Origin of the sequence: Methylobacterium sp. GC_Met_3, from assembly GCF_026540775.1 — a bacterium.
Classification (GTDB): domain Bacteria; phylum Pseudomonadota; class Alphaproteobacteria; order Rhizobiales; family Beijerinckiaceae; genus Methylobacterium.
In genome coordinates, this window is sequence record NZ_JALNUL010000052.1 from 1 (window position 1) to 25,614 (window position 25,614).

Here is a 25,614-nt window from a genome sequence, read left to right on the forward strand (position 1 = left end):
ACATGGATTTATACGATCGATATTTTATGTAAGATTTATAGTATTGACACATTTCTATAGAGAGACACTTATTTCGGTTGACTGTCTACGGCTTTGAACTCAGCGACCGCGCGAATGCAATCAGCAATCTGCGATCGGATATATGTTCAAGAGTTTGGAAGATGTATAATAATACAGCAGTTTCGTCAAAGTGAATTGGTGGCGATACTTGATCCGTAAACAGGCTTACAGGCCTTTTGAGGGCCTCAGTGATCGCTCGCAATAGGCGGGCCTCGGCGCCCTTACTTTCGCGATGCGATCCCGCCGGTTCATCCGATGAGCCCATCTCGCGTCATATCTTTTTGTTTATGGTCAGCTGTGCGCTGATAAGCTAAACCCGACATTGTTAGTCGAGCAATTATCCTTCCGAATAAGTATATTTGTACTAGTAAAGCTGCCCAGGCCTTGCCCAGCGTGGATTTGCTCGTTGTGTGTTGCGAGATCCCAAACCGGGATACGCTGTGTTAGACACGAGGACGGCATTGTCGTGCGGTAGGCCCAGCGCGGCGATGCGCGATTGACCGGGCTGGGCGCAAGTCTGCGTAAGACCAGCCTCGACGAACTGCCGCAGCTTCTCAACGTGCTGCGCGGCGAGATGAGCCTCGTTGGCCCACGTCCGCACGCGCTCGCTCACGACAGCCACTATGGCGCGCTCATCGCAACCTACCAGCAGCGGTTTGCCGTGCGGCCGGGCATCACGGGCTGGGCTCAGATCAACGGTTCGCGCGGCGCCACGCCTGAGATCACCGATATGCAGCGCCGGATTGAGCTCGACCTCTGGTATGTCGAGAACCGCAGCTTCGCCCTGGATCTCAAGATCCTGATCGCGACGGCGCCGCACAGCCTGCCCAGCCGATCCAATGCCTATTGATCCGGGTTGTCATCGCAAGGCTTAGCGGCGGGGCCTCGCCGGCAATTCGCAATGGCGTGCATCCTGCCGATCCGATGACGCATCATCAGCCGCCACGTCCTCGATCATCGGCGCGCGCCGAGCCTCGTTGATGAGGTTGCCGGAACAGACTGGAACACGACACCCCAACCGGATATGAATTTTCCCGCTGAAAACGGCCGATCCTGTGAAGCGGCATGCGTTATATTCCGGTTCAATCGTCAGGCTGCGATCAGGGGAATGAATGACAATCTGGGGTGTCTCGTTCTAACGTAGAGCATCAAGGTTCGACTGCGCCCTCCCGGTGCGCAGGGCGGAAGGTTCCAGTGTCGTAGATGTAGCTACCGCCCAGTACGTCGCCATCGCGTGGGTCGCTGATTTGGCGCTTTTCCTGCAAATGGTTCATCACGCTCCGATGATGCCCTGGCACGATTGAACCGCGTCGTCACGCAATGGACGACGAAGCCCTGCACGGAGCGGCGGGGCTGAAGCTGGTCTCAATTCTCAGAATCCAGCCGCGGGAGCCCCGCGCTTGATACGGGCCGATAGGCGGGTCGCTCGGCCTGGGCAGTGTCGTGCCGAGGATGATTTCAGCAAAGGCGGACACCGGCGCGATCACGATCACCAGATCCTGGGATGCGGACGGACTCGTCGAAGCGTCACCGCCTGCGGAAGGCCCTCGGATTTCAGCAGCGGCAGGATGAATATGGCGGATCATCCGAGCGCCAACGGAAGGACGGTGCAGTCGTCGGCCATGACGGCGGGGTCGCCTCGGTCGCTCCGAACCCGAGATCGGACGATAAGAAGTCGTGGTATCGCAGCGCCGGCGTCCGTTTTGGCGAACACCAGCGTTCGCGGTCGAAATCACTCTGCCCTGAACCCGTCGATGACCCACGGCCCTCTGGTCACCCGGCGAAAGTGCACCACAATCAGGATCCAGAGCGCCAATCGAGGATTGCAAGCAGGCACATCGACCTCCGGGTAGCCGCCGCAGATCCCGCCCCAACGAGTTTGGAGACACTTCACATGAACACGCGCGCTGGTGCGGCCGCAGCTCTCCTAATCATGAGCGCGGTCCCTGCTCAGGCCCAGACGGTCCTTGCACCGTCGGGCGACTCGGCCATCACCCAGCCCGGAGGTGCCCAAGGACGTGCGGGCCGCCGCAACGTCGAGGAGGCCTTCCGCGACGGAGACGTTGTTGTCACCCGTCCGCTGCCAGCGCCGGACCGTGTGCTGCGCAACGACGGTCAGCTCACCCGTAAGCCTGCCGGCCCCCGTTGAGGTCTGGTCCGCAAAACCGTTCCGAGGCCTGGCGGTCTCGCCTGCCTCGCACCAGCGCGGAGATCACGCGTCCAGTCATGCGAGGAGGTGATGCATTCGCTGATTGGGACACGCGAAAGGTTGTCGGGATCCGGTCGCCGCATCGGATGGACAGCGGTGGTATTCATCGCCGGTGACCGCTCACAATGTGATTCATATCGAGCGTATGGCGTTGTCAGTTCCGAAAATTTCGAATCATAAGCGCGCTTATATCCCCGCCGAGTTTCGCCGGGTACGGGGGAGCCGGATACGTGTCCAGTGTCGCAGTCGTTCCGAGTCTCATCGAAACGACGCATCACATGGAGCCCAAACGGGCCTTCGACTTCTGGCGATGCACTGCCTTAGCCCAGTTTGGCAATGTGGCGCGACCTGACCCGCACGAGCGCTTTTCGGCGAAGCGCCTCACTGTGACCGCGGGGGGATGGCTGCTGAACCACACGGTCAGCAGCCCGGTCAGCGTTGATGTCCGATCCCGCCATATCGATCGAAACGGCCGCGGTATGGTGGTCATCGGCCTCTCCATCGACGGCATTGGATATCAGGAGCAATGTGGTCGCGGAGCGCAACTCCAAGCCGGCGATATCAGCTTCTTGACGCGGACCCAGCCGATCATGGCCGGCACGCTGAGCCACTACGAGGAGATCCGGCTTGCCGTGCCGCTGGAGATCTTCGAGGCCAGGGTTGGCAGGATCAATGCGCTCGCTGGCCGCAGCATCAGGGCGCAGGCGCGGAGCGCTGAAGTCGGCGCTCGTCTCCGTTCAGTCGCAGGATCGATTGCCTGGATGTCGGAGTCGGAGGCCTCGACCGCGATCGATGGCGTGCTGCACCTTCTGGGTTACCTCGTTGGCGATCGCACGACCGAAGCTGGTGCGGACGTCTCGCCGGCGGCTATCGAAGACCTCACCCGCGCCCATATCGCGCGTCGGCTCCACGACCCCAAACTCAGCCCGGGCGATATCCAAGTCGCGTTGGGCGTCTCACGATCCAGCCTCTATCGGGCCTTCGCCGAGTCTGGCGGGATAGCGGCGGCTATTCGCGACACGAGGCTCGATCTTGTGAAGCGGCGGCTCGAAGCGTCGCGGGACAGCCAGCTCAAGATCGCCACCATCGCGTATGCATGCGGCTTTACCGACATCCCGACCTTCAATCGTGGATTCCGCGAGCGTTTCGGTCTGTCTCCACGTGCATTGCGAGCCGCGAGCTCTTGATCGGAGCAAACCCAACGCGGAAGCAGGCCATTTCACTGCGGGCAGAAACACGCATCGTCATGTTTTCTCCGAACGCGGCTGTGAGGCCTGGAAGAATTGCCGGCGCGACCGAGCCCGTGGCAGGCACTGACAACCAACGCCGCGACGGTATCGACCACGCACCGACGCAGCGCGATGGACGGAGTTGAAGATGTCAGCGCTCTCCTTCGCCGGCTAGCCCATCACCCCGCCAGCTGTTCCATCGCGCGTGGAGAGCGCTTTGCTCCGACGACCCAGGATCCGCGATTTCTCCCCCCATACCAAGCCGGCCCCGAGAAACGGGACGGAGTGCAGCTTTGCGGATGCCCTGACGCCGACAAGTGCCAAGGGCCAGGATTTTCCTTGTCTCTCCGTCCCACGGTCGCGAGCTGCGATCCGGTACGGCTGCGGATGTATCTTCGCAACACCACTATATTGGCGAACGGCCGGGCGATTTACTGAGACTTTTCCGACTGCATCAGTCATTTGATGTATCATATCAGTAGTTACATAACACTACGGCGGCGCTCGATGTACTGGATTGACGCGCGCATCCATGATGTGTTTTTTCGTATCGAGACCAGACCGAAGCTGAAATCGCGACGGCCCCTGCGTAGCGCGGATGCCGCGGATGCCACGATCGGCACCTCCGCCGCGATGGAATCGCGCGGATGCCTTGATCGGTCGAAGAGTCGGTCGTCAATTTCCGAATCATTCGCAGCAATTTCTATATCTGTAAGTTGTTCATCAGATCTGCAGTCTGATTTGGCGCGATAAAAATCAGAATTGGGACGGCACGTAAACAATTTATTTACTTCCGATGGATCATGATGCTGTCATGATAAGCGTAGATCTTGCGCCGATGAGCTTTGAAGGGCACCGATGAACCTTTCAACAATTGTGAACGTCAAGCGGCCGACGTCCCTAGACGAGGTCCAAGGCTGGCATGACGGGTGCTCGTGGCTCGCAGGCGGCACGTGGCTGTTCTCCGAGCCGCAGGTGGCGGTCGACACGCTGATCGACCTCGACCGGCTGGGCTGGGCGCCGCTGACAGTGACCGAGGCCGGGCTCGAGATCGCGGCCACCTGCAGGGTCGTCGAACTGCACGATTTCGCGGGCCCGGTCGAGTGGCACGCCGTGCTGCTGTTCCGGCACTGCATCGACTCGTTCCTGATGTCGTTCAAGATCTGGAACGCCGCCACGATCGGCGGCAATGTCTGCATGTCGCTGCCGGCGGGCGCGATGATTTCGCTGACCGCGGCCCTGGAGGGCGTCTGCACGCTGTGGCCGCGCGACGGCGCGCCGCGCACGGTCCCGGTGGCCGAGTTCGTCACCGGCAACCACGCGAACGTGCTGCAGCCCGGCGAATTGCTGCGCAGCATCCACCTGCCCGCCGCCGCGCTGGCGAAACGAACGGCCATGCGGCAGGTGTCGCTGACCAAGTTCGGGCGCTCGGCCGCGCTGATCATCGGAACGGTCGGCCAGGACGGCACCGACTTCCTGCTGACGGTGACAGCGGCGACGCCCCGGCCGGTTCAGCTGCGCTTCCCCGCATGCCCATCCGCCGACGACCTGCGTGCCGCCCTCGACGCGCGCCTGCCGCCGGAGGCCTATTTCGCCGACGTCCACGGCTCGGCCCCGTACAAGCGTCACGTCACGCAATACCTCGCTGAACAGATCCGGACGGAGCTCGCGTGACCCAGTATTCGATCAACGGCCGCGACTACGCCGCCGAGCCCGCCCCCGGCCAGTGCCTGCGGACCTTCCTGCGCGACCTCGACGTGTTCGGCGTCAAGAAGGGCTGCGACGCCGGCGATTGTGGCGCCTGCACCGTCCATATCGATGGAAAGCCGTTCCATTCCTGCCTGGTCCCGGCGTTCCGGGCCGAGGGCCGCGCGGTCACCACCCTCGAGGGCCTGTCCGGCTGCGGTAACGACCTGCATCCCATGCAGCAGGCGTTCCGGGATGCGCAGGCGTTCCAATGCGGCTTCTGCACCGCCGGCATGATCATGACCGCGGTGACGCTGACCGATGCGCAGAAGGCCGACTTGCCGCACGCCCTGAAGGGCAACCTGTGCCGCTGCACCGGCTACCGCTCGATCAACGACGCGCTGCATGGCCGCTGCAACATCGAGGCGGACATGCCCGGCCGGGCGCTCGGCGCCAGCCTGCCCAACCCGTTCACGGATTCCATCCTCACCGGCAAAGCCCGCTACACCATGGATGTCGCGGTCGAGGGCCTGCTGCACCTGAAGGTGCTGCGCTCGCCCCACGCCCATGCGCGCATCGTGGCGATCGACGCCGCTGCCGCCCGGGCTTTGCCCGGGGTGGTCGTGGTCTACACCTGGCAGGACGTACCGAAGCGCCGGTTCAGCTCGGCCCTGCACGAGGACCATCTGGTCGATCCCGACGACATCCTGCTGCTCGACAACGTCGCGCGCTTCGCCGGCCAGCGCGTCGTGGCCGTGGTCGCCGAGACCGAAGCGGCCGCCGAGGCGGGATGCCGGGCCGTGCGGGTCGAGTACGAGATCCTGCCGGCGGTGTTCGATCCGGTCGCCGCGATGCAGCCCGGCGCGCCGCAGCTGCACAACAAGGAGCAGGTTACCGGGGACAGCAACATCTTCTGCACGCTCCGGGGCGAGATCGGCGATGTGGCCGCCGGCTTCGCCGAGGCCGACGTGATCCACGAGCAGACCTATTCGACCACCCGGGTCCAGCACACGCACCTGGAGACGCACGGCTCGATCGCCTGGCAGGGCGAGGACCAGCGCTGGCACGTCCGCACCAGTTCGCAGGCGCCGTTCGCGGTCCGGACTAAGCTCGCCTACGTGATGGGTCTGTCGCCCCGGGACATCCACGTGTTCACCGAGCGGGTCGGCGGCGGCTTCGGCGGCAAGCAGGAGATGGTCTCGGAAGACCTCGTCCTGTTCGCCACGATGAAGCTCGGCCGCCCGGTGAAGTGGGAATGGACCCGGGAGGAGGAGTTCATCGGCGCCACGACGCGCCATCCGATGACCACCCGGGTGAAGATCGGCGCCCGCCGCGACGGCACGCTGACGGCGATGGACGTGGAAGTGGTGTCCAACACCGGGGCCTATGGCGGCCATGGCGGCGAAACCCTGGGGGCCGCGATGGCCAGCCCGATCGCGGTGTATCGCTGCCTCAACAAGAAGGGCATCGGCCACGCCGTCTACACCAACATGGTGCCGGGCGGAGGCTTCCGCGGCTACGGCGCCTCGCAGACCACCTTCGCGATCGAATGCGCGATCGACGCCCTGGCCCGCCAGCTCGGCATCGATCCGTTCGCGATGCGGCGGTTGAACGTCGTGCAGCCCGGCGACAACATCGAGTCGATCTGGAAGGAGCCGAGCGACGCCAGCTTCGGCAGCTACGGCGTCGGCGAGTGCCTCGACATCGTCGAGCGCGAGCTCGAGAAGGGCAACGGCGTCGCTAGGCCCGAGGGCGCGGACTGGGCCGAGGGCACCGGCGTAGCGCTCGCCATGCTGGAATGCGGACCGCCGACCGAGCATCGCTCGGGCGCCAAGATGCACCTGCTCCCGGACGGGACCTACCATCTCGCCTGCGGCTCGACCGAGATGGGCAACGGCATCACCACGGCGCACAAGCAGATCGCGGCTGCGATCCTGGGCGCGCGCGCCGACGATGTCGCGATCATCAACGCCGACACCGATCGCACCCCCTACGACACCGGCACGTTTGCCAGCACCGGCACCGTGGTCGGCGGCAAGGCGGTCCACCTGGCCGCAGATGCCATGGCGGAGGACATCCTCGACTTCGCCAGCCGGCATACCGGGGTGCCGGTGGAGCAATGCCGGCTCGACACCGATGGGGGCGTGGTCTGCGGCAACCGGCGCCTGACGCTGGCCGAGCTCCACGCCGAGGGTACCAAGGTCGACCACCGATTCACGGTCAGCCGGAAGTCCTATCTCTCGCCGCGCACCATCGCGTTCAACGTGCAGGGTGTCCGCCTGGCGGTGCACCGGGTGACCGGCGAGATCCGGATCCTGCAGAGCGTCCACGCCGCGGATATCGGCAAGCCGATCAACCCGATGCAGTGCCGGGGCCAGCTCGATGGCGCCGTCGGCATGGGCTACGGCTGGGCGCTGGTCGAGACCATGGTGCACGATGGCGACGGCCGCATGGTCAACCCGCAATTGCGCAATTGCCGGATCCCGACCTTCGCGGACACGCCCCACACCGACATCTTCTTCGCCGATACGATCGACAAGATCGGGCCGCTCGGGGCCAAGTCACAGGGCGAGTGCGGCATCAACCCGGTTGCCCCGGCCGTCTCGAACGCGCTGGCCGACGCCACCGGGGTGCGGTTCGCCCACCTGCCGTTCACCCCCGACCGCCTGTTCGCGAAGCTCGCCAGCGCATGAGCACGTCAGCGGCGAGCGTCAGCATCGTCACCCAGACGACCGTCCGGCCGGAGAGCGCCGACGCCTTCGCCCGGTGGCAGGGCGACACCAGCGCGGTGGTGGCGACGTTTCCGGGCTTCATCGAGCAGCGGCTGATGCCGCCGCACCCGCCGCTGCAGGTCGATTGGGTGATCCTGCAGCGTTTCGACAGCCTGGACCATGCCCGGCACTGGCTGGGCTCGCCGGAGCGGCAATCCCGCATCGAGGGCGCCGCCCCGATGCTGGTTGGCCGCGACGACGTCCACATAGTCACCGACGATGCCAGCGCGGCCCGTACCGCGCCGGTCTCGGCGGTGATCAGCACCCGGGTGAAGCCCGGGATGGAGGCCGAATATCTTCGCTGGGAGCGGAAGGTCGCGGCCGCCCAGTCGCGCGCGCGTGGCCTGCAGGGCTACCGGCTCGAGCCCGCCGTGCCGGGGGTGCAGGAGGATTTCGTCGCGATCCTGCGGTTCGACAGCGACGCCAACCTGCAAGCCTGGCTGAACTCCCCGGAGCGCCAGGCCCTGGTCGAAGAGGCGGCGCCGCTGACCGCGGAATTCCACACCCGGATGGTCCAGAGCGGCTTCGAGCAATGGTTCCGGAACGCGACGCCGGAGGGTGCTCCGGCGCCCCCGGCCTGGAAGATGAACATGATCGTCCTCCTGACGCTGTACCCGACGGTGTTCCTCTGGGGCCTGCTGATCGGCACGCCGTTCCTGGTTCAGACGCTGAAACTGGATTTCCCCCTGGCGCTGTTCATCGGCAACGTCGTCAGCGTGCTGATCACCGCCCGGCTGGTGCCGTTCGCCGCCCAGCGGCTCGGCTGGTGGCTGGCGCCTGCCGGGGACAAGCAGGCTTCCGTCGACCTCAAGGGCGCCGGCCTGCTGGCTGCGGCCTATGCGGTGATGATCCTGGTCTTCTGGAAAGTGCTGTGACGAACCAGGTCGCACGGATCGCCCCGGCACGACCCGCCGGCCGGGCTAAGCGAGGATCCATGACCATCGGGATGCCCCGGGCGGGCCTGCTGATCGCGGCGTCGCTGATGGCCGGCATCGGCGCGGCCCGATCCGAGACGGCGGCAAGCACGAATGTCCAAACGAGCGCCACCCGGGCCTTCGACGAGACGCTCAGCACGACGCAATGGGCCTCGACCGGGCCGAATCGGCAGGAGGCCGGGGTTCCTGTCGCCGCCGCGACCGTGATGGCCGCACCGCCGCCGTCGTTCTTCTCGTTCTCCGACACCGTGGTCAGCTACCGTTTCCAGGGACCGTCCGCGGAGCCCGGCGTCTCCCGGAAACTCCCGGGCAGCCGCGAGGTGCCTGTTGAGGTGCCCAAGAATGTGGTCAACCTGTTCCACGCCAATTCCTGGGCCTACGGCACCAACCTGATTTCCCTCGATATTCTCCGATCGGGCCGTCAAGACCCGGCGAGCGACAAGGAGAACAGGGACAAGGGCTACGGCGCGACCGAGGTCTACCTGATCTACCGGGGCGTCCTGAGCCCGAACAAGATCTTCGACACCAACATCTTCGCCATTCCAGGCCTCGTGAAGGATATCGGCCTGTCATTCGGGGCCGACATCAACACCAAGGAGACGAAATTCGATTCCGAGAAGCGCGCCGGCACCTTCGGGATCAGCTTTGCGTTTGACGTACCGGCCGGGTTCGTGAACCTTAAGGTCCAGGGCTACAAGGAGTTTTCCCGTAATGGTTTCGCCGGAAGTCCGCCAGAGGGTGAAGGTCTCCTGAAACCGATACCGAACTTCGATTACTCACATTTCCGCAGCGTCGAGTACAAGATGACGCCGGAATTCGAGCTGACATATACCATTCCCCTGGCCTTCACCGGCCTGCCCCTGGCGCTGGCCGGCTTCAACACCATTATCCTGCCCAAGGGCCGCTACGGGAGTTTCAACGAAAACCAGACGCAGCTGGAATTCGTCTCGCAGACCAATCTGGTCTTGGATGTCGGGCAGCTGCTCGAGAACACGCCCAACCGGGTCGAGGTGTTCGTGGGCTTCCAGTATTGGCACAACAAATTCGGCGGGCACCCGCCGCAGACGCTCAACACCGAGGAGAAGGCGCTGATCGCGGGCGTCGCCTACCATCTCAAGTAGGATCATCCGCAGGCTTGCCCTAGCTTGAGAAGGAATTTCAGCGGTCTTTAAGTCAACCGATCGGGCGTGCAACAGTCCGCCTGAAAGTTCAAGGTCGCGTTGCAGCAAGATCGTTTTGGACGACGTTCCCGTCAGGAAGAAAACTCCGAGACGAGATCTAGGAAGTCTGCTTTCTCGGTCGTTTTCTCGTCAGCTCGTATCTTCGCTTGGCTAGCAATGAAGCGCCGGGAGGTTTTTCGCGTGACGTTGTCTTCAACGCCGAGCCACCAGATCAATGTCGCAACGGGGGCGGCGTCGCCCGATCGCCCCGGCGATGGCGCGCCTTCCCCAGCGCGCATCAGTCCGAAAGGGCGGAGGCACCTGTGGTTCGCCGAAGCCGAGCGCAGGAGCGATCCTGTTGAAGCAATGCCATCCGCAAAGTCCAGCGCTCCGACGAGCCGGCGAGCCCTCCCTCTGTGGCTGCTGCTGGTGGGACGCGAGGCGGTCCATCGCCGTTGGGGGGCCGTCACCAGCGTGGGCCTTATCTGGACGGGACTCGGTGGCGCCCTCGTGATCGATGCCCTCGACGGTGCGACGCATATCCCGGATCGCTGGTTCGGCCTCCTCCTCGTGTGCGAGGCGGCGAGCTCCGGAGTACGCGGCTTGGTTGCCACCGGGGCTGCACGACGGCTGCGTTTGCTCAAGGCCGCGATACTCCTCGTTGTGGCCGTCCTGACGATGCTCGCTTCGGCCTCGAGCACGTTCCTCCTTGCGATGCTGTTCGGTACCGCCTTCCTGTTCGACGGCCTGTTGCGGGTCGTCCTATCTCACGTCCTGCGCTTTCCCGGCTGGCACGGGTCGGTGGTGCACGGGGGGTTCGGCATCCTCCTAGGAATCCTCACCCTGCAGCCATACCCGACTTGGTATGCCGGCACGGTCGGTTTCAGCATCGGTGCCTTTCTGATGCTGTCCGGGATCAAGGTCATGGTCCGCGGCCTACGCCTACGGCGCCCGCCCAGTTTCTTCGACACATCCGAGCAGGCGAGCGGGTCGGACACCGTCAAGATCTATGTTTGGACGCCCACCGGGACGGCGACAATTCCAGCCCGACGCCGTCTGGTTCACCGCTACGTCATCTCGGTGGATGGGGTTGGGCACCTCTCCACCGGCCACGCCGCCTTGGAACTGGCGGTCGCGAAGGGAGCGGCCGGCTCCTGCGCAGACTTGGTTGGGGAAGACCCCCTTTATATAAGCCATTACCCCTCTGTGGAGATCGAGAGGTCGCCCGACAAACTGCGGGCGATCCTGCGCGCCGGTCCCGAGAACGACGTGCCGGGCCGCTTCCTGCCGAGCTACCGCGAAGAGGCAGCCGATTGGTGCGAGGCGACCGTGGTGGTCACCCTCCAGGGTATCGACGGCGGTCGCCTACGCGCGTTCTGGAGCAGGTATCGCCGGGATGCGACCTACAACCTCGTCGGCCGGAACTGTTCGACGTGCGTCGTTGACGCCCTCGACGCTGCTGTCGAGGGCAACTTTTGCAGCGGTGGTCGGCCGTGGCGCAGACTGGCGCGCGCGATGGTGAGCCCGGAATTCTGGGCGGCCGCGCTCATGCGTAATGGCGCGGGCGCTATGACGTGGACCCCCGGTCTGGTTCTGGATTACACGCGAGCCTTGGGCGCCCTTACCGATCCCGTCGCGCCGGTGCCAACCATCAAATGGCAGGGCGTCAGGCGACGCTTGATGCGCAACGGGCGCGCGGAAACCGTCGCCCGCCAGCGTGGGCTCACCAGAGCGGAGCCTCATGAGGCGAAGGCTGCCTGAGGGATAGATCCTGTCCCGCGCGGGTGACCTTATAGCCGCCCGCCGACAAAGCTGAGTGCACAACTCTCACCGATGTGCGCATCAGACTTTCGCCTGCAATCTCGGGGGCAAGCGCCGCCGGCTCATGCGGTGTTGAACCGAAAGAGCGTCCTCGGCGCGTCCACAAGCACGACTTGACGGTCTGCCGGCTCGGGCAGCCAAGTCGTGAGATTGGCCAGCATCGCAGCGTAGGGCTCTTTGCCCTCGAACCCAGTATTCGGCCAATCGCTACCCCAGACGAGATGATCCAGGCCGAGATGCTCGCGCAGCAGCGGGATCGCCGTCCTGGCAATGGCGTCGCCATCGGCCCCGTTTCGGTAGGGGCCCGACAGCTTGAGGTAGATGCGGCCTGTGCGCCCGGCTTCCAGGATCCGGCGGAAGCCGGGATCATCCACGCCCGCCTTGGGATCCGGCTTGCCGAAATGGTCGGCCACCACAGTCACCCCCGCATCGAGGAGGGGCGAGAGCAGGTCGGGCCAGCGCCGCCCCTCGGCCTGGATCTCGACATGCCAGTTGAGGGCCGCGAGATGCGCGAGATGCGCGCGCCAGGCCGGGCTCGCGAGCTGTGGATCCGGCTGCCCAATCAGGTTGAGGCGCACGCCAACCACACCCGCGGCATCCAGGGCTTTAAGGTCATCGGCGGAGATGCCGGGATCGACGACCGCGACGCACCGGAAGCGCGACGGATAATTCTTTCGCGCATCCAGCATGTAGCTGTTGTCGGTGCCGAGGAAGCTCGGCTGGATCAGCACCGCGTTGGAGATCCCGTTGTCGTCGAGAACCTTGATGTAGTCCTCGGGCGTCGCGTCGTAATCCGGGGCGTAGCGAACGGATGGCGCGAGCTTGAGACCGCGCTTGACGACGTGCGCGTGGCTGTCGATCGCTGTGATCGGCTCGGACATCGCGAAGCGCGGCATCAGCGCGGCGGCTGCGATGCCCCCTTGGAACGTCCGTCGCGAGATCATGGCGACTACTCGGCCGGTGCGGGGGCGGGGGCGCTCGCCTGAGCGCGACTGCCGCGGCCGAGGATGATCGTCATGATGCTGCCGGCGCCCGTGAGGACGACAAGCGGCAGAAGGCCCATGGGGAAGCTGCCGGTGGCGTCCTTGATCACGCCCAGCAGCCAGGAGGCGATACCGGTGCCGAGATGCGAGAGGGTGTTGATCGCCGCGATCCCCGCCGCTGCGGTGCCGGCCGAGAGCCACTCCGTGGCCATGGCCCAGAACGGCCCCTTGATCGCGTAGTTGCCGAGCAGGGTGAAGCTCAGGAGCACCATCGTCAGGGTGAGCGAGTTGGTGAGGTTCGTGGCGGCGAGGCACAGGCAGGTCAGCGCCAGCGGCAGAGCCGTACTGTAGACCCGCTCGCCCGACTTGTCGGCGCGCAGCCCCCAGAACACCATAAACACCGAGGCGATGCCGAAGGGGATCATGTTGAGGAGGCCGGTCTCGAGATTCGAGAGCCCGAAGGACTTGAGGATCTGCGGCTGCCAGAGGGAAAGCGCGTTGCTGGTGGCCGACGAGCCCGAATAGATCAGCGCCAGCGCCCAAACGTATTTGTTCGAGAGGACCTTCAGCAGCGGAAGGTGGTGCGCCACTGGTGCAGCGCCAGCCTTGTCCGCCTCAAGTCGGCCCTCGAGCCAGGCGCGTTGCTCCGGAGCCAGCCATTTCGCCTCCGCCGGCCGGCTCGGGAGCACGAAAAGAGCGGCAAGCCCGAGCAGAACCGCGGGGATTGCTTCCGCGATGAACAGCCACTGCCAGCCGTGCAGGCCAGCGGCGCCGTCGAGTTGAAGCAGCCCGGCAGACAGCGGCGAGCCCAGGAAGGACGAGATCGGGATCGCGACCATGAACATGGCGACGATCCGTGCCCGGTACGCCTTCGGGAACCAGTAGGTCAGGTAGAGGATCACCCCGGGGAAGAAGCCGGCTTCGGCTGCGCCCAACAGGAAGCGGCCGAGATAGAAACTGTAAGGACCGACCACGAAGGCCATCGCCGCACCGACGAGGCCCCAGGTGATCATGATCCGCGCGATCCACACCCGCGCGCCGAACTTTTCCATCGCGAGGTTGCTCGGCACCTCGCACAGCACGTAGGCGACGAAGAACAGGCCACCACCGATGCCGAACATTGCTTGGGAAAGGCCGAGATCCTTGTTCATCGTGAGCGCGGCGAAGCCTGCATTCACACGATCGACATAGGCGATGAAGTAGCAGAGCACGAGGAACGGCACGATGCGCCAGCCGACCGCGCGCATTGTGCGACGTTCGATCTCCGGCACCTCGGTGGGAACGCTCGTTGTCGCCATATCCGACCTCCCAGCAGTGTCGTTTTCTTTGACGTCGCAGGCGCACAGGATTGTAGCAGCGCCCGACCACGACAACCAGACAAGCGTGCCACAGGGGGGCGACTGCTCCAGTGGATTGTCTCTTCCGTATCAGCCCTGCCGTCAGGGACAGCGACACATCGCGTGACCACCGCGTCCGACCCCGAGCCGAAGCTGCCGGACAGTCAACGAACGACTGCTCGGCCCGATTGAACCGTGATCTGGCACGGGTCACAGGCGCTGCGCGATCCATCTTCCGGCCTGAGCGCGCGGCTCATGCGGCGCGGATGCGCTTCCTAGCCCGGTCCTGCCGAACGCTGGGGCCATGCGCTGAACACGGGGGCAGGACATTGCATCTTCGCGTCAGAAGCAGCACACACGCGACAGATTTTCGGACCGTCCGGTGCGCTGCCCTTAGGCGAGGTGCACCGGAGAGTCGGCAGTTCGGCGCCGTCCGTCATCATCCAGACAATGGGAAGACCTGATGAAGACTCGCGCCGCAGTCGCGTGGGAGGCCAAGAAGCCACTCACGATCGAGACCATCGACATTGAGGGGCCCAAGGCCGGCGAAGTGCTCGTCGAGTTGATGGCCACCGGCATCTGCCACACCGATGCCTACACGCTCTCGGGTCTCGATTCCGAGGGCAAGTTCCCGGCGATCCTCGGCCATGAGGGCGCGGGTATTGTCCGTGAGGTCGGCGCCGGCGTCACGACGCTGAAGCCCGGCGACCATGTGATCCCCCTGTACACGCCGGAATGCCGCAACTGTAAGTCCTGTCTCTCGCAGCGCACCAACCTGTGCACCGCGATCCGGGCGACCCAGGGTCAGGGCGTGATGCCGGATGGCACGAGCCGCTTCTCCTGCGTGTCCACCGGCGGCAGCCCCGGCGGTTCGAGCACCGTGTTTCACTACATGGGCTGCTCGACCTTCTCGAACTTCACAGTTCTGCCGGCCATTGCGCTCGCGAAGATCCGCGAAGACGCGCCCTTCGACAAGATCTGCTACATCGGTTGCGGCGTGACGACCGGCATCGGCGCGGTGATCTACACCGCCAAAGTCTGGCCCGGTGCCAACGTGGTGGTGTTCGGTCTCGGTGGCATCGGCCTCAACGTCCTCCAGGCCGCCCGGATGGTCGGAGCCGACAAGATCATCGGCGTCGACATCAACCCGGAGAAGCAGGCCATGGCCCGCAAGTTCGGGATGACCCACTTCATCAACCCGAATGAGGTCGGTACCGACAAGGTGGTTCAGGCCATCGTCGATCTCACCGGCGGCGGCGCCGATTTCTCCTTCGATTGCACCGGCAACGTCCACGTGATGCGCCAGGCGCTCGAGTGCTGCCATCGCGGCTGGGGCGAGTCGATCGTCATCGGCGTGGCAGAGGCCGGTCGTGAGATCTCGACCCGTCCGTTCCAGCTCGTCACCGGCCGTGTCTGGCGGGGATCTGCCTTCGGTGGGGCCCGCGGCCGCACGGATGTGCCGAAGATCGTCGATTGGTACATGGAGGGTAAGATCAACATCGATGATCTGATCACCCACACCATGCCCCTGGAAGACATCAACCACGGTTTCGACCTCATGCACGAAGGCAAGTCGATCCGTTCCGTTGTCGTTTACTGAGACCATTTGATCCGGGGCTCGCCGCTCTTCAGGGGCGGGGTCCCGGTGACCGGTGCCTCGTTCCTGTCGGGCAAGCCGACAGCTTTGCGCGCCGCCCCGTAGTCTCGAAATCCCAAGCCCGCCATCCGGCCCCGGAGCGCGGCTCTCGCCTCCCGAGCAGGAGATCAAAGCTCATGGAAACCATCTCGAAGGCCCGCGCCCATGGCGGCACGCAGGGCGTCTACAAGCACGATGCGCAGACCACGGGATGCCCGATGACCTTCGCGGTGTTCGTGCCGCCTCAGGCCGAGAACGGTCCGGTTCCGGTGTTGTGGTACCTGTCGGGGCTCACCTGCACGCATGCCAACGTCATGGACAAGGGCGAGTACCGGGCGGCCGCCGTCCAGCATGGCGTGATCATCGTGGCCCCGGATACCAGCCCGCGCGGCCCGGGGATCCCGGACGAGGAGGGCAACTGGCAGTTCGGCTCCGGTGCCGGCTTCTATCTGGACGCCACCGAGGCGCCATATGCCAAGAATTACAAGATGTGGAGCTACGTCACGGAGGAGCTGCCGGCGCTCATCGCGGCAAACTTCCCCGCCGACATGACCCGTCAAGGCATCTTCGGCCACTCCATGGGCGGCCACGGAGCGCTCACCATCGCGCTGACCTACCCGGAGCGCTTCAAGTCCTGCTCAGCCTTCGCGCCGATCGCCCAGCCCTCCACGGCCGGCTGGTCGAAACCGGCCTTCGAGAAGTACCTCGGGTCCGATCCAGCCGCCTGGCGCGCCCACGATGCCACCGCGCTGATCGAAGACGGTAAGCGTTTCCCCGAGTTCCTGGTGGATCAGGGTACCGCCGACAGCTTCCTTCAGGATGGCCTGCGGCCGTGGCTGCTCGAGGAGGCCTGCAAGAAGGCCGGCATCGCGCTGACCCTCAACATGCGCGAGGGCTACGACCACTCGTACTTCTTCATCTCGACCTTCATGGCCGATCACATCGCCTGGGCTGCCGCCCGCCTGAAGTGACGTCGCCAGTGTGCGTCACGCGTAGTCGCGGGCGACGCACACTGGTAGCAGGCGCACAAGAACTACCGGATCCTGCTGCCGCAGAGCCCAGCTCGGCGGCAGCCTGTCGGGCCTTTGTCTCGGGACCTCGAAGCCGGTCCTGTGCCCGGACGCGCTTGTCGAACGCCGGGTCAAGCAGGACCTCGACCTCGTCGGGTCCTCCGCGCCATTCGTGGCGACGCGCTCAGCGCCGCGGGTTGTTTGCACAAGCCAGCGGCCTGGGACGAACGCCACGGGGTGATGAACCGGTTCGGCCCGCAGGTCACCACCGCGGTTCAGGGCCCGCCTAGTCGATAACCTCAACGACCCGGCGCGTGCGCGGGTCCACCAGAACCGGGTGATCGTTCACGACGGTGTAGTTGTACGTCGGAAGAGCGAATTCCGGGGGAACATCGTAATAGACGACGCCGTCCTCCGGGAGGACGGTCCCAACCTTCACGGCGCCGGAATAGGCAAAGGACGGCCGACGCTCGCCCGTGGCGTAGATGCGGAAGCGCTCACGTCTGTCGATGCCGAGGATGCCGTTAGCCGTTCCCACCGCTGCCCCAACCGCACCACCGACGACGGCGCCCAGGGGACCGGCGATCATCGCGCCCCGGTTCGCCCCCTCTTGCGCGCCGCGCTCCAGACCCTGTGCCTGCGCGGCGCCTGCCCAGGCCAATGTTGCCGCCGCGACGACCAGTCGAATCTTGCGTGCCATCTTCCGTTCCCCATGATGCCGGGCGGCCCGGCGTTCTTGTTGCCGATCGGTTCGACGCTTCAGCGGCTACCGGTCATGGCCCGCACGGGTGCGCCCGCTAGGTCGACCGTCGAACCGACCGTGTCCCGCAGGCCGGAGCCGACGTGAGACAGGTGCTCGCCGAAGGTCTCGCGGGTTTGCGGGTCGACGATGGCGACCGGGGCCGCAACCGCCAGCGCCGCACCGGTCGCGACCGTGGAGGCGGCTCCGGCAGCCGTGCTCACCAACCGGTCACCGAAGCCGACCTGTCCGTCCGAGATCGGCTGGCCGTCGGCGAGGCGCTTGCCCAACAGGGCGACGACATCCCCGGAGGCGAACTTGCCGTGGTTCAGGGGGTCATCGCCCTTCACCGCGGACAGGTTCAGCACGCCGATGTTCTGGCGTTCGAGTTCGGACCGGTAAGGCTCGACATTCGGGTCGATGGCGCCCAACCTGACGCTGTCGCCCCAAACCAACCGCGACACCGCCAGAGCCTGATCATCGTCGGATACCATCAACGTCAAGCGCGGCCGGTCCGGACCCATGTCACGGAACGCTTCGCGGGCGAGGTCCATGTCGACATCGGGCGCGGCGAGGATGACGTTGCGGATTTTCGGGGCGACGCGCCGATCGCGAATGGCCATCTGGCGGAGGCTCTCCAGGGTCAGCCAGTTGCCCATCGAGTGGGCGAGTACGGTGATCTCGCCGACATTCGGGTCCCTGGCCAAATCCCGCAGCAGCGTCTCCAGGCCGTTGCGCGAGAAGTTGGTGCTCTCCCGGTCGTAGCCGTAGGCGAGCACCGACCCCTTGGAGGGCCACGTAAACAGCACCGGGGCGACCTCCGCACCCGAGTCATGCACAATCTGCGCGAAGCGGAAGACCGCGTCCTCGAACTTGTTGTTGAAGCCGTGGACGAACACGAGCACGTGGCGCTTGGCCCCGCGCCGGACGGCGCGGCCGGTCCAGGCTGCGACCTTCGAGCGGTCGACCGGATCGGCGCGCAGGGCGACGAAGTCGGTCGCGGGGTTGCCGGGCAGTGATTTCGGCCACTGCACGGTGCCGGGCTGCCGCGTGGTGTTCGGTGGGATGGAGACGGCAAGATCCGTGTAGGTGACCGTATCGCCGCGCTCGCCCGAGAACAGCACCCCCCGGTCGGCGGCCGACTTGCGTGTCGTTGCCACCAGCATGTCGACGCGTGAGGTGCCGGGAACCGACCCGGTCACGGCGACGGGCAAAAGCACTCCGGTCGGCCGGCCGGCACAGGCCCCCGACGCGAGCAACGGTAGGAGAACAGCGAAGGCCGGGCCCGCACGACCCAGCCGTCCAAAATTCAAGCCCATCCGTTCCCCCGAGCCGGATCATCCTAGGCAGCGTTGGACGGGCGAATGGTTAAGCGACCGTCAAGGTGCGTGCGGTCCATGCGGGGCGATTGTGGCGACCGGCGGACGAAACCTCAGCGGGCTCCAGAGCCGCTTCGTCGCACGCATGGGCGACCGCGGCGCCGAGGCATAGGCGGCCCGGACCGGCTTTCGACCGGAGCGTGGATGATGCGCTGAGCTAGGCTCGCCTAACGTAACAATCGCCATCGTGGAGCTCGAAGTCTCGATCGTAGACCACCAAGCCAGATCCACGCAGCGTCGGTTGTAAAACCGCCTCTTGCGCCAAACCGGTTTCTACGTCGGCAGAGAGCGCTTCAATGCGTGCCGCCGAGATAGGCCGCTCGCACGGCCGGATCGTTGCGCATCTGCTGCGCCGGGCCCTGGAAGCGGATGCGGCCGTTCTCCAGCACGTAGGCATGATCAGCGACCCCGAGCGCCGCCATGGCGAACTGCTCGACCAGCAGCATCGTAACCTGCTCGGCCTTGAGCAGCCGGATGATCCGGAAGACCTCCTCCACCAGTTTGGGGGCGAGCCCCATCGAGGGCTCGTCGAGCAGCAGGATCTCCGGCCGCAGCATCAGGGCCCGGCCCATCGCCAGCATCTGCTGCTCGCCACCCGACAGGGTGCCGGCGAGCTGCGCGCGCCGCTCCTTCAGGCGGGGGAACATCTCGAAGGCCCGCTCGCGGTCGGCTGCGACGTCGCCCTTCGGACGCGAGCCAGTCAGCCGCGGAAAGGCGCCGAGCGTGAGATTGTCCTCCACCGAAAGCGTCGCGAATACGCGCCGCCCTTCCGGTGAGTGCGCGAGGCCGAAGCGGGCGACGTCGTGACTTTCGAGGCCGCCGATCTCGTGCCCGTTCAGGCGGATCGAGCCGGCCCGTGGGCGGATCATGCCCGACAGGGCTCGCATCGTGGTGGTCTTGCCGGCTCCGTTCGAGCCGATCAGCGCGACGACCTGACCCTTCGGGACTTGGAAGTCGAGACCGTGCAGAACCTCGACCTGGCCGTAGCCGGCCGACAGACCCGTAACTTCAAGCATGGGTCATCTCCTCGTCGGCGACTGGGCTCCCGAGATAGGCCTCCACCACCTTCGGGTCCGCCTGGACCTCGCGGGCGCTGCCCTCGGCGATCTTGTGGCCGAAATCGAGGACGCTGACGCGGTCGCACAGGCCCATGACCACGTCCATGTGGTGCTCGATCAGGATCACCGTGATGCCGGCATCCCGGATCTTGCGGATGATCGCGGTCAGCTCGGCAATGTCGGGGGCGGTGAGGCCCGCGGCGGGCTCGTCGAGGAGGAGCAAGACCGGGTCGAGGGCGAGCGCCCGCCCGATCTCAAGAAGTCGCTGCTTACCGTAGGGCAGGTTGCGGGCCTCCACCTGGGCGAGGGCGCTCAAGCCCACGAAATCGAGGATCGCCATGGCGCGGGCGCGCTGCTCACGCTCCTCCCGGCGGCGGCGCGGCGTGCCGAGGATCGCGTCGAAAAGGGTGCCGCGGAAGCTGTGATGCAGGCCGACCAGCACGTTCTCCAGCGCGGTCATCTCCCGGAAGAGTTGGACGTTCTGGAAGGTGCGGGCGATTCCGGCGGCGGCGATCTCGGAAGGCGTGCGCCCGTCGAGGCGCTTCGTGCCCTGGCCGCGGGCCAAGGTGACGCTGCCGCTCGTCGGCCGGTAGATGCCGGTGAGCACGTTCATCATCGTGCTCTTGCCGGATCCGTTGGGGCCGATCAGCCCGTGGATCGTGCCCGGCCGCACCGTGAGGTCGACGCCGGCCAGGGCCTTGAGGCCGCCGAACTGCATCAGGGCCTGATCGACCGTCAGCAGCGGGTCGGCGCCCCTGTCGCGGCTTTGGACGCTGAGCGCCGTGCCCTCGGCGTGGAGGCTCTTGCCCTCGGCGGTGTGGGCCGGCCGCAGCGCCGGGATCTTCTCGCGGAGGAAGCCGACGATCCCGTCCGGGAGGTAATACACCACGAACAGGATCATCAGCCCGAACACCGTCAGGCGGTAGTCGGTGACGGATTCGAGCAGCAGGGTCGCGGGGAAGAAGGCGAGGCAGAGCCCGACCGGGATCAGCAGGGCGTACCGATCCTCCCGGCGGCGCAGGATGGCGAGGCCGCCCACCGCCAGGGCGGCGAGCGCAATGATCCCCGCCATGATCCGCACCAGCCCGATATCGGCCAGCACGTTCGGCATCATCACGATGATTGCCGAGCCGATGATCGGCCCCGCCCGCGACTTGCGGCCGCCCATCGTGACGGCGAGGAGGAACAGCACGGTGAGCTCGAACCCGTAGGAGTTCGGCGCCACATAGCGCTCCGACCACGCGAACAGCGCGCCGGCGAGGCCCGCCAGCGCCGCCGAGATCACGAAGGCATAGACCTTGTAGCGGTAGACGCTGACGCCCATGCAGTCGCAGGCGATCGGCGAATCCCGCAGCGCCTCGAAGGCGCGGCCGTAGGGCGAGCGCACCACCCGGTTGACGACCAGGATGGTCACCAGCAGCGCGGCGCAGACGAGGTAGTAGAATTCGAGCTTGCGCCCAGCCGCACCCCAGGGGGCCTGGAGGCCGAGGAGCGAGAAGTCGAGGATCCGGGCCGGCGGCAGGGTGATGCCGAGCGGGCCGTTGGTCAGCGGCGTCAGCTCGTTGATGAAGATCTGGACGATCGTGCCGAAGGCCAGCGTCACCATGGCGAGGTAGGGGCCGGTCACCCGCAGGGCCGGTACGGCCAGCAGCACGCCGAAGGCCGAGGTCACGCCAGTTCCGGCCAGGATGCCCCACCAGATCCCGAGCTTGAAGTGCAGGAACAGCACCGCCGCCGCGTAGGCGCCGACCCCGAACAGGCCGGCATGGCCGAGGCTCACCTGCCCGGTATAGCCCACCACGATGTCGAGCCCGAGGATCAGGATCGCGTAGATGGCGATCACCACCATGAGATGGATGTAGTACGAGCTTGTGACCACGTGCGGGAAGGCGGCGAGGCCGACGACCAGCAGCACGGCACCGAGCACGCCCATGTAACGGGACAGGCTCGGGGCGGAGGCCGGTGCGGGGATTCCGGCGGGGGCGAGGGTCTGCGCCATGGCTCAGGCTGCCGTGAGAGTTGCGCGGGCGGTCACGGTCAGACCTTCTTGATGACGGCCTTGCCGAACAGGCCGACCGGGCGGATGGAGAGGACGACGAGGAGCAGGATCAGGCCCGGCACATCCTTGTAGCCGGTCGAGATGTAGAAGCCGGTCAGCGTCTCCGCGACGCCGAGGATCAGGCCGCCGACAATGACGCCGAGGCCGGATTCGAGGCCGCCAATGATCGCCACCGCGAAGGCCTTCAGCGCCAGCACGGAGCCCATCGTGGCCCCGGTGAGCGTCACGGGCGCCACCAGGACGCCCGCGAAGGCGGCCGTCATGGCGCTGATCGAATATGACAGGGTAATCACCTTCTGGGTGTTGATGCCCATCAGGCCGGCGGCGTCGATGTCGTTGGAGGTGGCGACGACCGCCTTGCCCCAGATCGACTTGCGATTGAAGATTTCCACCGCCAGCATCATCAGCAGCGCGCCCGCGACGATCAGAAGTTCCATCGGCAGGATGCGCACGCCGCCGACCTGGAGGGCGGTCTCGGGCAGCGGGGAGGGGAACTTCAGATCGTCGCGGCCCCAGACGTTCTCGGCGACGTTCTTGAAGATGATGCCGAGCGCGATGGTGGCCATGATCCACCCGTACTCGGACTTGATCTTCACGGCCGGACGCACGCCGAGGCGCTCGACCACCGCCCCAAGGGCGAAGCCGAAGACGAGGACCAGCGGGATCATCAGCCAGTAGCCGATGAACGGCACCAGGGTCAGGCCGAACAGCGCCCCGAGCGCCAGCGCCTCGCCCTGGCCGAAGTTGAGCGTCTTCGAGGTCGCGAAGGTGAGCTGATAGCCGAACGCGATGGCGGCGTAGATCATGCCGACCGCGACGCCTGAGGCGATGAGCTGAAGCAGGATGGCCATGGGTCAACTGTCGTCGGAGGGACGTCCGGGCGCACGGCCAGGGCCGCGCGGGGAAGGATAGCTGCGTGTCGTGCGGGCAGCCCTTGAGACGGCGCCGGGTTCGAAAGCGACGGCAGCGCCCGCTCGAGCGCGGCCGTCGGGACCTCAGTTCGAGGACTTCTCCTTGACGCGGACCACGCCAGCGTTCTTGGCATCCTCGTCCTTGGCGTAGACGATCTTGCCGTCCTGCACCTTCCCGAACACGACCATGTTGCGCGAGATCGCGTTGTGGTCCTTGGCGGTGAACGGCTTCTCGTAGGTGGTGACGACGCCCTCGACCTTCTCATTCAGGTTCTCGAGCGCCGTGCGGATCTTCACGCCGTCGGTGCTGCCGGCCTGCTTGATCGCCGCCGCGAGGAGGTAGATCGAGTCGTAGGCCTGGGCGCCGGCCACGGGGGTCGGGATCTTCGTGACGCCGTAGGTCTTGTAGTAGTTCTCCAGGAAAGCCTTGCGCTTCGGCAGGGTCTGATCCTCGATGAAGGTCTGCGGCATGACCACGCCGTTACCGTTCGCGCCCGCGATATCGATGAAGCTCTGCATCGAGGACGGCCAGCTGGTGATCATCGGCACCTTCCAGCCGAGCTTGGCCATGCCGTTTGTGATCTGGGCCAGTTCCGGTCCGATCCCATAGGCGAGGATCACCTCGGCGCCGGCCTGCTGCGCCTTGAGCAGCTGGGCCGTCATGTCGACGTCCTTGATGTTGAACTTCTCGACCACCACCGGCTTCACGTTCTTGGTGGCGAGGTACTTCTCGATGTCCTCACGCCCGAGCTGGCCGTAATTGGTCGAGTCGGCGAGGATCGCGATCTTCTTGTGGCCCTGGGCCAGGGCCTCGTCGACCATCAGGCCGGCCTGGAGCACGTCGTAGGCGGAGTTCCGGAAGACGTAATTCGCCTCGTAGTCCGGCTCCTTGAACTGGTTGGTGATGATCGTCCCGGTGGCGACGTTGTTGAAGACCGGGATCTCGGCCTCCTGGTAGAAGCGCTGGGCGGCCAGCGCCACACCGGTGTTGATGAAGCCGACGCTCGCGACGACCTTCTCCTTGTTGATCAACTCCTGCGCGACCTGGGCGCCGACCTCGTTCTTGGCCTCGTCGTCGCGCTCGATCAGCTGGATCGGGCGGCCGAGCACGCCGCCGGCCTTGTTGATCTCGGCGGCCGCGAGCTTGGCGCCGTCGCGCATCGAGACGCCCATCGAAGACGAGCCCCCGGTATATGGGCCGCTCAGCCCGATCTTGATGGGGTCTGCAGCGTGCGCTGGCGCCGCTGTGAGCGTGAACAAGAGCACGGCGGCAGCCGTGCGACCTGCGAAGACCATCGTTTCCTCTCCCAACGAGCGTTTGCGCCGCGTGCCCTTCGTCGTGGCACTATGCGATGAGGATCTCTTCGAAACAGGACGAGCCGTCAAGCTGCAAAGCCAATACGTCTTAGATGATCAATACGGAGTGTTCACGGTTTCCTGTCGCGGAGGCAATCTGCGACAGAATTTTCGCCGATCCGCGAAGGGCGCGGATTAATAACCGAGCACACACGTGCCGCATCGTTGTTTCGCAAAAGGTCAGCTGAGCATCGCTATCCGTTTGCCCCGCACGGTGGCCGACGGTCCAGCGAAGTATCTTCGCGGTGAGCGAGGGTGTCCAAGTCCTGAAGGTCCGGTCTGATCGTCCCGGTCACGGCCGACGACGGGTCGAACGGAATTAGGACCGCCGGCTCGATCGAGCCGGCAGCCGCGGGTCAGCGTTGGAGAAGCGCGGCATTGATGCGCACGCCCACGCTTTCACCGGGGCTGCTCCGAAGCGCAGCGACTTGTCCTCAGCCCGGTAGGCCACTGCTTTCGCATCGCCCTCACGAAATGTGACGCCGTAACGTGATGGAGGGCGAGCCGCATTTCCTTTTCATCGAGAGAGCGTGGTCGCTTCATGGCGATGTCCCACGAAGTCTTTCATACATGGGACGGTCCGCTTCCCGGATAAGATCGACCTGAAGCATTCGTTCCGCATTCGGCCAGATTACGTCATGAGAGATCATCAGCGAGCGTCGGATCGGACCTTCGGCTTTGCGCACGATCCCGCCGTTCATTCTTGTTCGGCAATGGCGTCAAAGCAGTCATCAACCGTGCATTCAATCGCATACGCCCCAGATCGTTGGCAGGCGTCACGTCATCGTTCTATGCTTATGATGGACTAGGCATCGCCGGCGATAGTCCGTCAAACCTTTCTTGATCGCGAGACACAAATCCTGCATGCGAGCGGTTCGATTGTCCTCCAAGAATTCAGCGCCTGTTGAAAAGGACGTTCTTTCAGAGACCGGACTCGATTGGCCGAAATTTCGAGCGTAGGAACTAATTGCACGCAACACTACCACAAAGGGAATTTGCCGCGTTTACCGGCGGCGATGTTCCCACAGATCCGCGGAGTAAGTTGAGGGCGGTCTTGGCTTCTTCATTGTCAGGCTTAAGACGAAGAACTTCTTCGTAGTCTCGAATGGATGCCTGCGTGTTTCCGAGGGTGATGTTGGCTTTTGCTCTGTTGAGGAGCGTATTCGAGAAATCAGGCCGCATCGCCAATGCGCGGTTGAAGTCTGCGATCGCTGCAGTCGGATTCTGTAGGCCAGCATATGCGACCCCGCGATTGTGAAAGGCGTATGGGTACTG

The 25,614-nt window shown here is 65.1% G+C and carries 17 protein-coding genes and 1 pseudogene; 9 read left to right on the plus strand and 9 right to left on the minus strand.

Features of this window, described 5'->3' with window-relative positions; genetic code table 11:
* Positions 1-550 precede the first annotated feature (550 nt).
* From OXS27_RS27820 to OXS27_RS27850, 7 genes and pseudogenes are all read left to right on the plus strand, one after another.
* Positions 551-910: pseudogene (locus tag OXS27_RS27820) on the plus strand (sugar transferase); the annotation flags it as partial.
* A 1,589-nt stretch (positions 911-2,499) separates the two neighbouring features.
* Positions 2,500-3,456, plus strand: coding sequence for a helix-turn-helix domain-containing protein (locus OXS27_RS27825; protein ID WP_267360514.1), 957 nt, complete (start codon positions 2,500-2,502; stop codon positions 3,454-3,456).
* Between the two features lie 900 nt (positions 3,457-4,356).
* Positions 4,357-5,172, plus strand: coding sequence for an FAD binding domain-containing protein (locus tag OXS27_RS27830; RefSeq protein ID WP_267360516.1), 816 nt, complete (start codon positions 4,357-4,359; stop codon positions 5,170-5,172).
* Positions 5,169-7,877 (plus strand): molybdopterin cofactor-binding domain-containing protein, encoded by a 2,709-nt coding sequence (locus OXS27_RS27835; protein ID WP_267360519.1) that lies wholly within the window; start codon positions 5,169-5,171, stop codon positions 7,875-7,877. The genes OXS27_RS27830 and OXS27_RS27835 overlap by 4 nt, the downstream gene beginning before the upstream one ends.
* Complete coding sequence (locus OXS27_RS27840) at positions 7,874-8,830, plus strand: antibiotic biosynthesis monooxygenase (RefSeq protein ID WP_243916439.1); 957 nt, start codon at positions 7,874-7,876, stop codon at positions 8,828-8,830. The genes OXS27_RS27835 and OXS27_RS27840 overlap by 4 nt, the downstream gene beginning before the upstream one ends.
* 59 nt (positions 8,831-8,889) lie before the next feature.
* Positions 8,890-10,011, plus strand: a complete 1,122-nt coding sequence (locus OXS27_RS27845; RefSeq protein ID WP_267360523.1) for a hypothetical protein — start codon at positions 8,890-8,892, stop codon at positions 10,009-10,011.
* A gap of 549 nt (positions 10,012-10,560) precedes the next feature.
* Positions 10,561-11,811, plus strand: coding sequence for a DUF4105 domain-containing protein (locus tag OXS27_RS27850; RefSeq protein ID WP_267360525.1), 1,251 nt, complete (start codon positions 10,561-10,563; stop codon positions 11,809-11,811).
* A 122-nt stretch (positions 11,812-11,933) separates the two neighbouring features.
* On the opposite strand, the gene OXS27_RS27855 is transcribed toward OXS27_RS27850, so the two are convergent.
* Positions 11,934-12,815: an amidohydrolase family protein gene (locus tag OXS27_RS27855; protein ID WP_267360527.1), complete on the minus strand. Its 882-nt coding sequence runs from the start codon at positions 12,813-12,815 to the stop codon at positions 11,934-11,936.
* Between the two features lie 5 nt (positions 12,816-12,820).
* Positions 12,821-14,152 carry an MFS transporter gene (locus OXS27_RS27860; protein ID WP_243916443.1) on the minus strand — a complete coding sequence of 444 codons (1,332 nt, stop codon included), beginning with the start codon at positions 14,150-14,152 and terminating at the stop codon, positions 12,821-12,823.
* 502 nt (positions 14,153-14,654) lie between these two features.
* Here OXS27_RS27860 and OXS27_RS27865 point away from each other — a divergent pair.
* Together OXS27_RS27865 and fghA are read left to right on the plus strand one after the other, a co-directional pair.
* A complete protein-coding gene (locus OXS27_RS27865) occupies positions 14,655-15,791 on the plus strand; it encodes an S-(hydroxymethyl)glutathione dehydrogenase/class III alcohol dehydrogenase (RefSeq protein ID WP_243916444.1) in 1,137 nt (378 codons plus the stop codon).
* 173 nt (positions 15,792-15,964) lie between these two features.
* A complete protein-coding gene (gene fghA, locus OXS27_RS27870; RefSeq protein WP_267360530.1) occupies positions 15,965-16,798 on the plus strand; it encodes an S-formylglutathione hydrolase in 834 nt (277 codons plus the stop codon).
* 325 nt (positions 16,799-17,123) lie between these two features.
* Here fghA and OXS27_RS27875 read toward each other — a convergent pair whose 3' ends face one another.
* From OXS27_RS27875 to OXS27_RS27905, 7 genes are all read right to left on the minus strand, one after another.
* Positions 17,124-17,537 (minus strand): DUF1236 domain-containing protein, encoded by a 414-nt coding sequence (locus tag OXS27_RS27875; RefSeq protein ID WP_243916425.1) that lies wholly within the window; start codon positions 17,535-17,537, stop codon positions 17,124-17,126.
* Positions 17,538-17,596: 59 nt separating this feature from the next.
* A complete protein-coding gene (locus OXS27_RS27880; protein ID WP_267360541.1) occupies positions 17,597-18,742 on the minus strand; it encodes an alpha/beta hydrolase in 1,146 nt (381 codons plus the stop codon).
* Positions 18,743-19,248: 506 nt separating this feature from the next.
* Complete coding sequence (locus tag OXS27_RS27885; protein ID WP_243916424.1) at positions 19,249-19,971, minus strand: ABC transporter ATP-binding protein; 723 nt, start codon at positions 19,969-19,971, stop codon at positions 19,249-19,251.
* A complete protein-coding gene (locus tag OXS27_RS27890) occupies positions 19,964-22,012 on the minus strand; it encodes a branched-chain amino acid ABC transporter ATP-binding protein/permease (protein WP_267360532.1) in 2,049 nt (682 codons plus the stop codon). The genes OXS27_RS27885 and OXS27_RS27890 overlap by 8 nt, the downstream gene beginning before the upstream one ends.
* A gap of 38 nt (positions 22,013-22,050) precedes the next feature.
* Positions 22,051-22,923, minus strand: coding sequence for a branched-chain amino acid ABC transporter permease (locus OXS27_RS27895; RefSeq protein WP_091777836.1), 873 nt, complete (start codon positions 22,921-22,923; stop codon positions 22,051-22,053).
* Between the two features lie 144 nt (positions 22,924-23,067).
* Entirely contained in the window at positions 23,068-24,279 is a 1,212-nt protein-coding gene (locus OXS27_RS27900) for an ABC transporter substrate-binding protein (RefSeq protein WP_267360537.1), read from the minus strand.
* A gap of 1,023 nt (positions 24,280-25,302) precedes the next feature.
* Positions 25,303-25,614: tetratricopeptide repeat protein (locus tag OXS27_RS27905; RefSeq protein WP_267360539.1), on the minus strand; the 312-nt coding region annotated here is incomplete at its 5' end.

Bases quoted from the DNA above. Each gene is read 5' to 3' on its own strand.
- OXS27_RS27830 (WP_267360516.1), top strand. From the start codon at position 4,357: ATGAACCTTTCAACAATTGTGAACGTCAAGCGGCCGACGTCCCTAGAC.
- OXS27_RS27840 (WP_243916439.1), top strand. From the start codon at position 7,874: ATGAGCACGTCAGCGGCGAGCGTCAGCATCGTCACCCAGACGACCGTC.
- OXS27_RS27845 (WP_267360523.1), top strand. From the start codon at position 8,890: ATGACCATCGGGATGCCCCGGGCGGGCCTGCTGATCGCGGCGTCGCTG.
- OXS27_RS27855 (WP_267360527.1), bottom strand. From the start codon at position 12,815: ATGATCTCGCGACGGACGTTCCAAGGGGGCATCGCAGCCGCCGCGCTG.
- OXS27_RS27860 (WP_243916443.1), bottom strand. From the start codon at position 14,152: ATGGCGACAACGAGCGTTCCCACCGAGGTGCCGGAGATCGAACGTCGC.
- OXS27_RS27865 (WP_243916444.1), top strand. From the start codon at position 14,655: ATGAAGACTCGCGCCGCAGTCGCGTGGGAGGCCAAGAAGCCACTCACG.
- fghA (WP_267360530.1), top strand. From the start codon at position 15,965: ATGGAAACCATCTCGAAGGCCCGCGCCCATGGCGGCACGCAGGGCGTC.
- OXS27_RS27875 (WP_243916425.1), bottom strand. From the start codon at position 17,537: ATGGCACGCAAGATTCGACTGGTCGTCGCGGCGGCAACATTGGCCTGG.
- OXS27_RS27880 (WP_267360541.1), bottom strand. From the start codon at position 18,742: ATGCTGGTGGCAACGACACGCAAGTCGGCCGCCGACCGGGGGGTGCTG.
- OXS27_RS27885 (WP_243916424.1), bottom strand. From the start codon at position 19,971: ATGCTTGAAGTTACGGGTCTGTCGGCCGGCTACGGCCAGGTCGAGGTT.
- OXS27_RS27890 (WP_267360532.1), bottom strand. From the start codon at position 22,012: ATGGCGCAGACCCTCGCCCCCGCCGGAATCCCCGCACCGGCCTCCGCC.
- OXS27_RS27895 (WP_091777836.1), bottom strand. From the start codon at position 22,923: ATGGCCATCCTGCTTCAGCTCATCGCCTCAGGCGTCGCGGTCGGCATG.
- OXS27_RS27900 (WP_267360537.1), bottom strand. From the start codon at position 24,279: ATGGTCTTCGCAGGTCGCACGGCTGCCGCCGTGCTCTTGTTCACGCTC.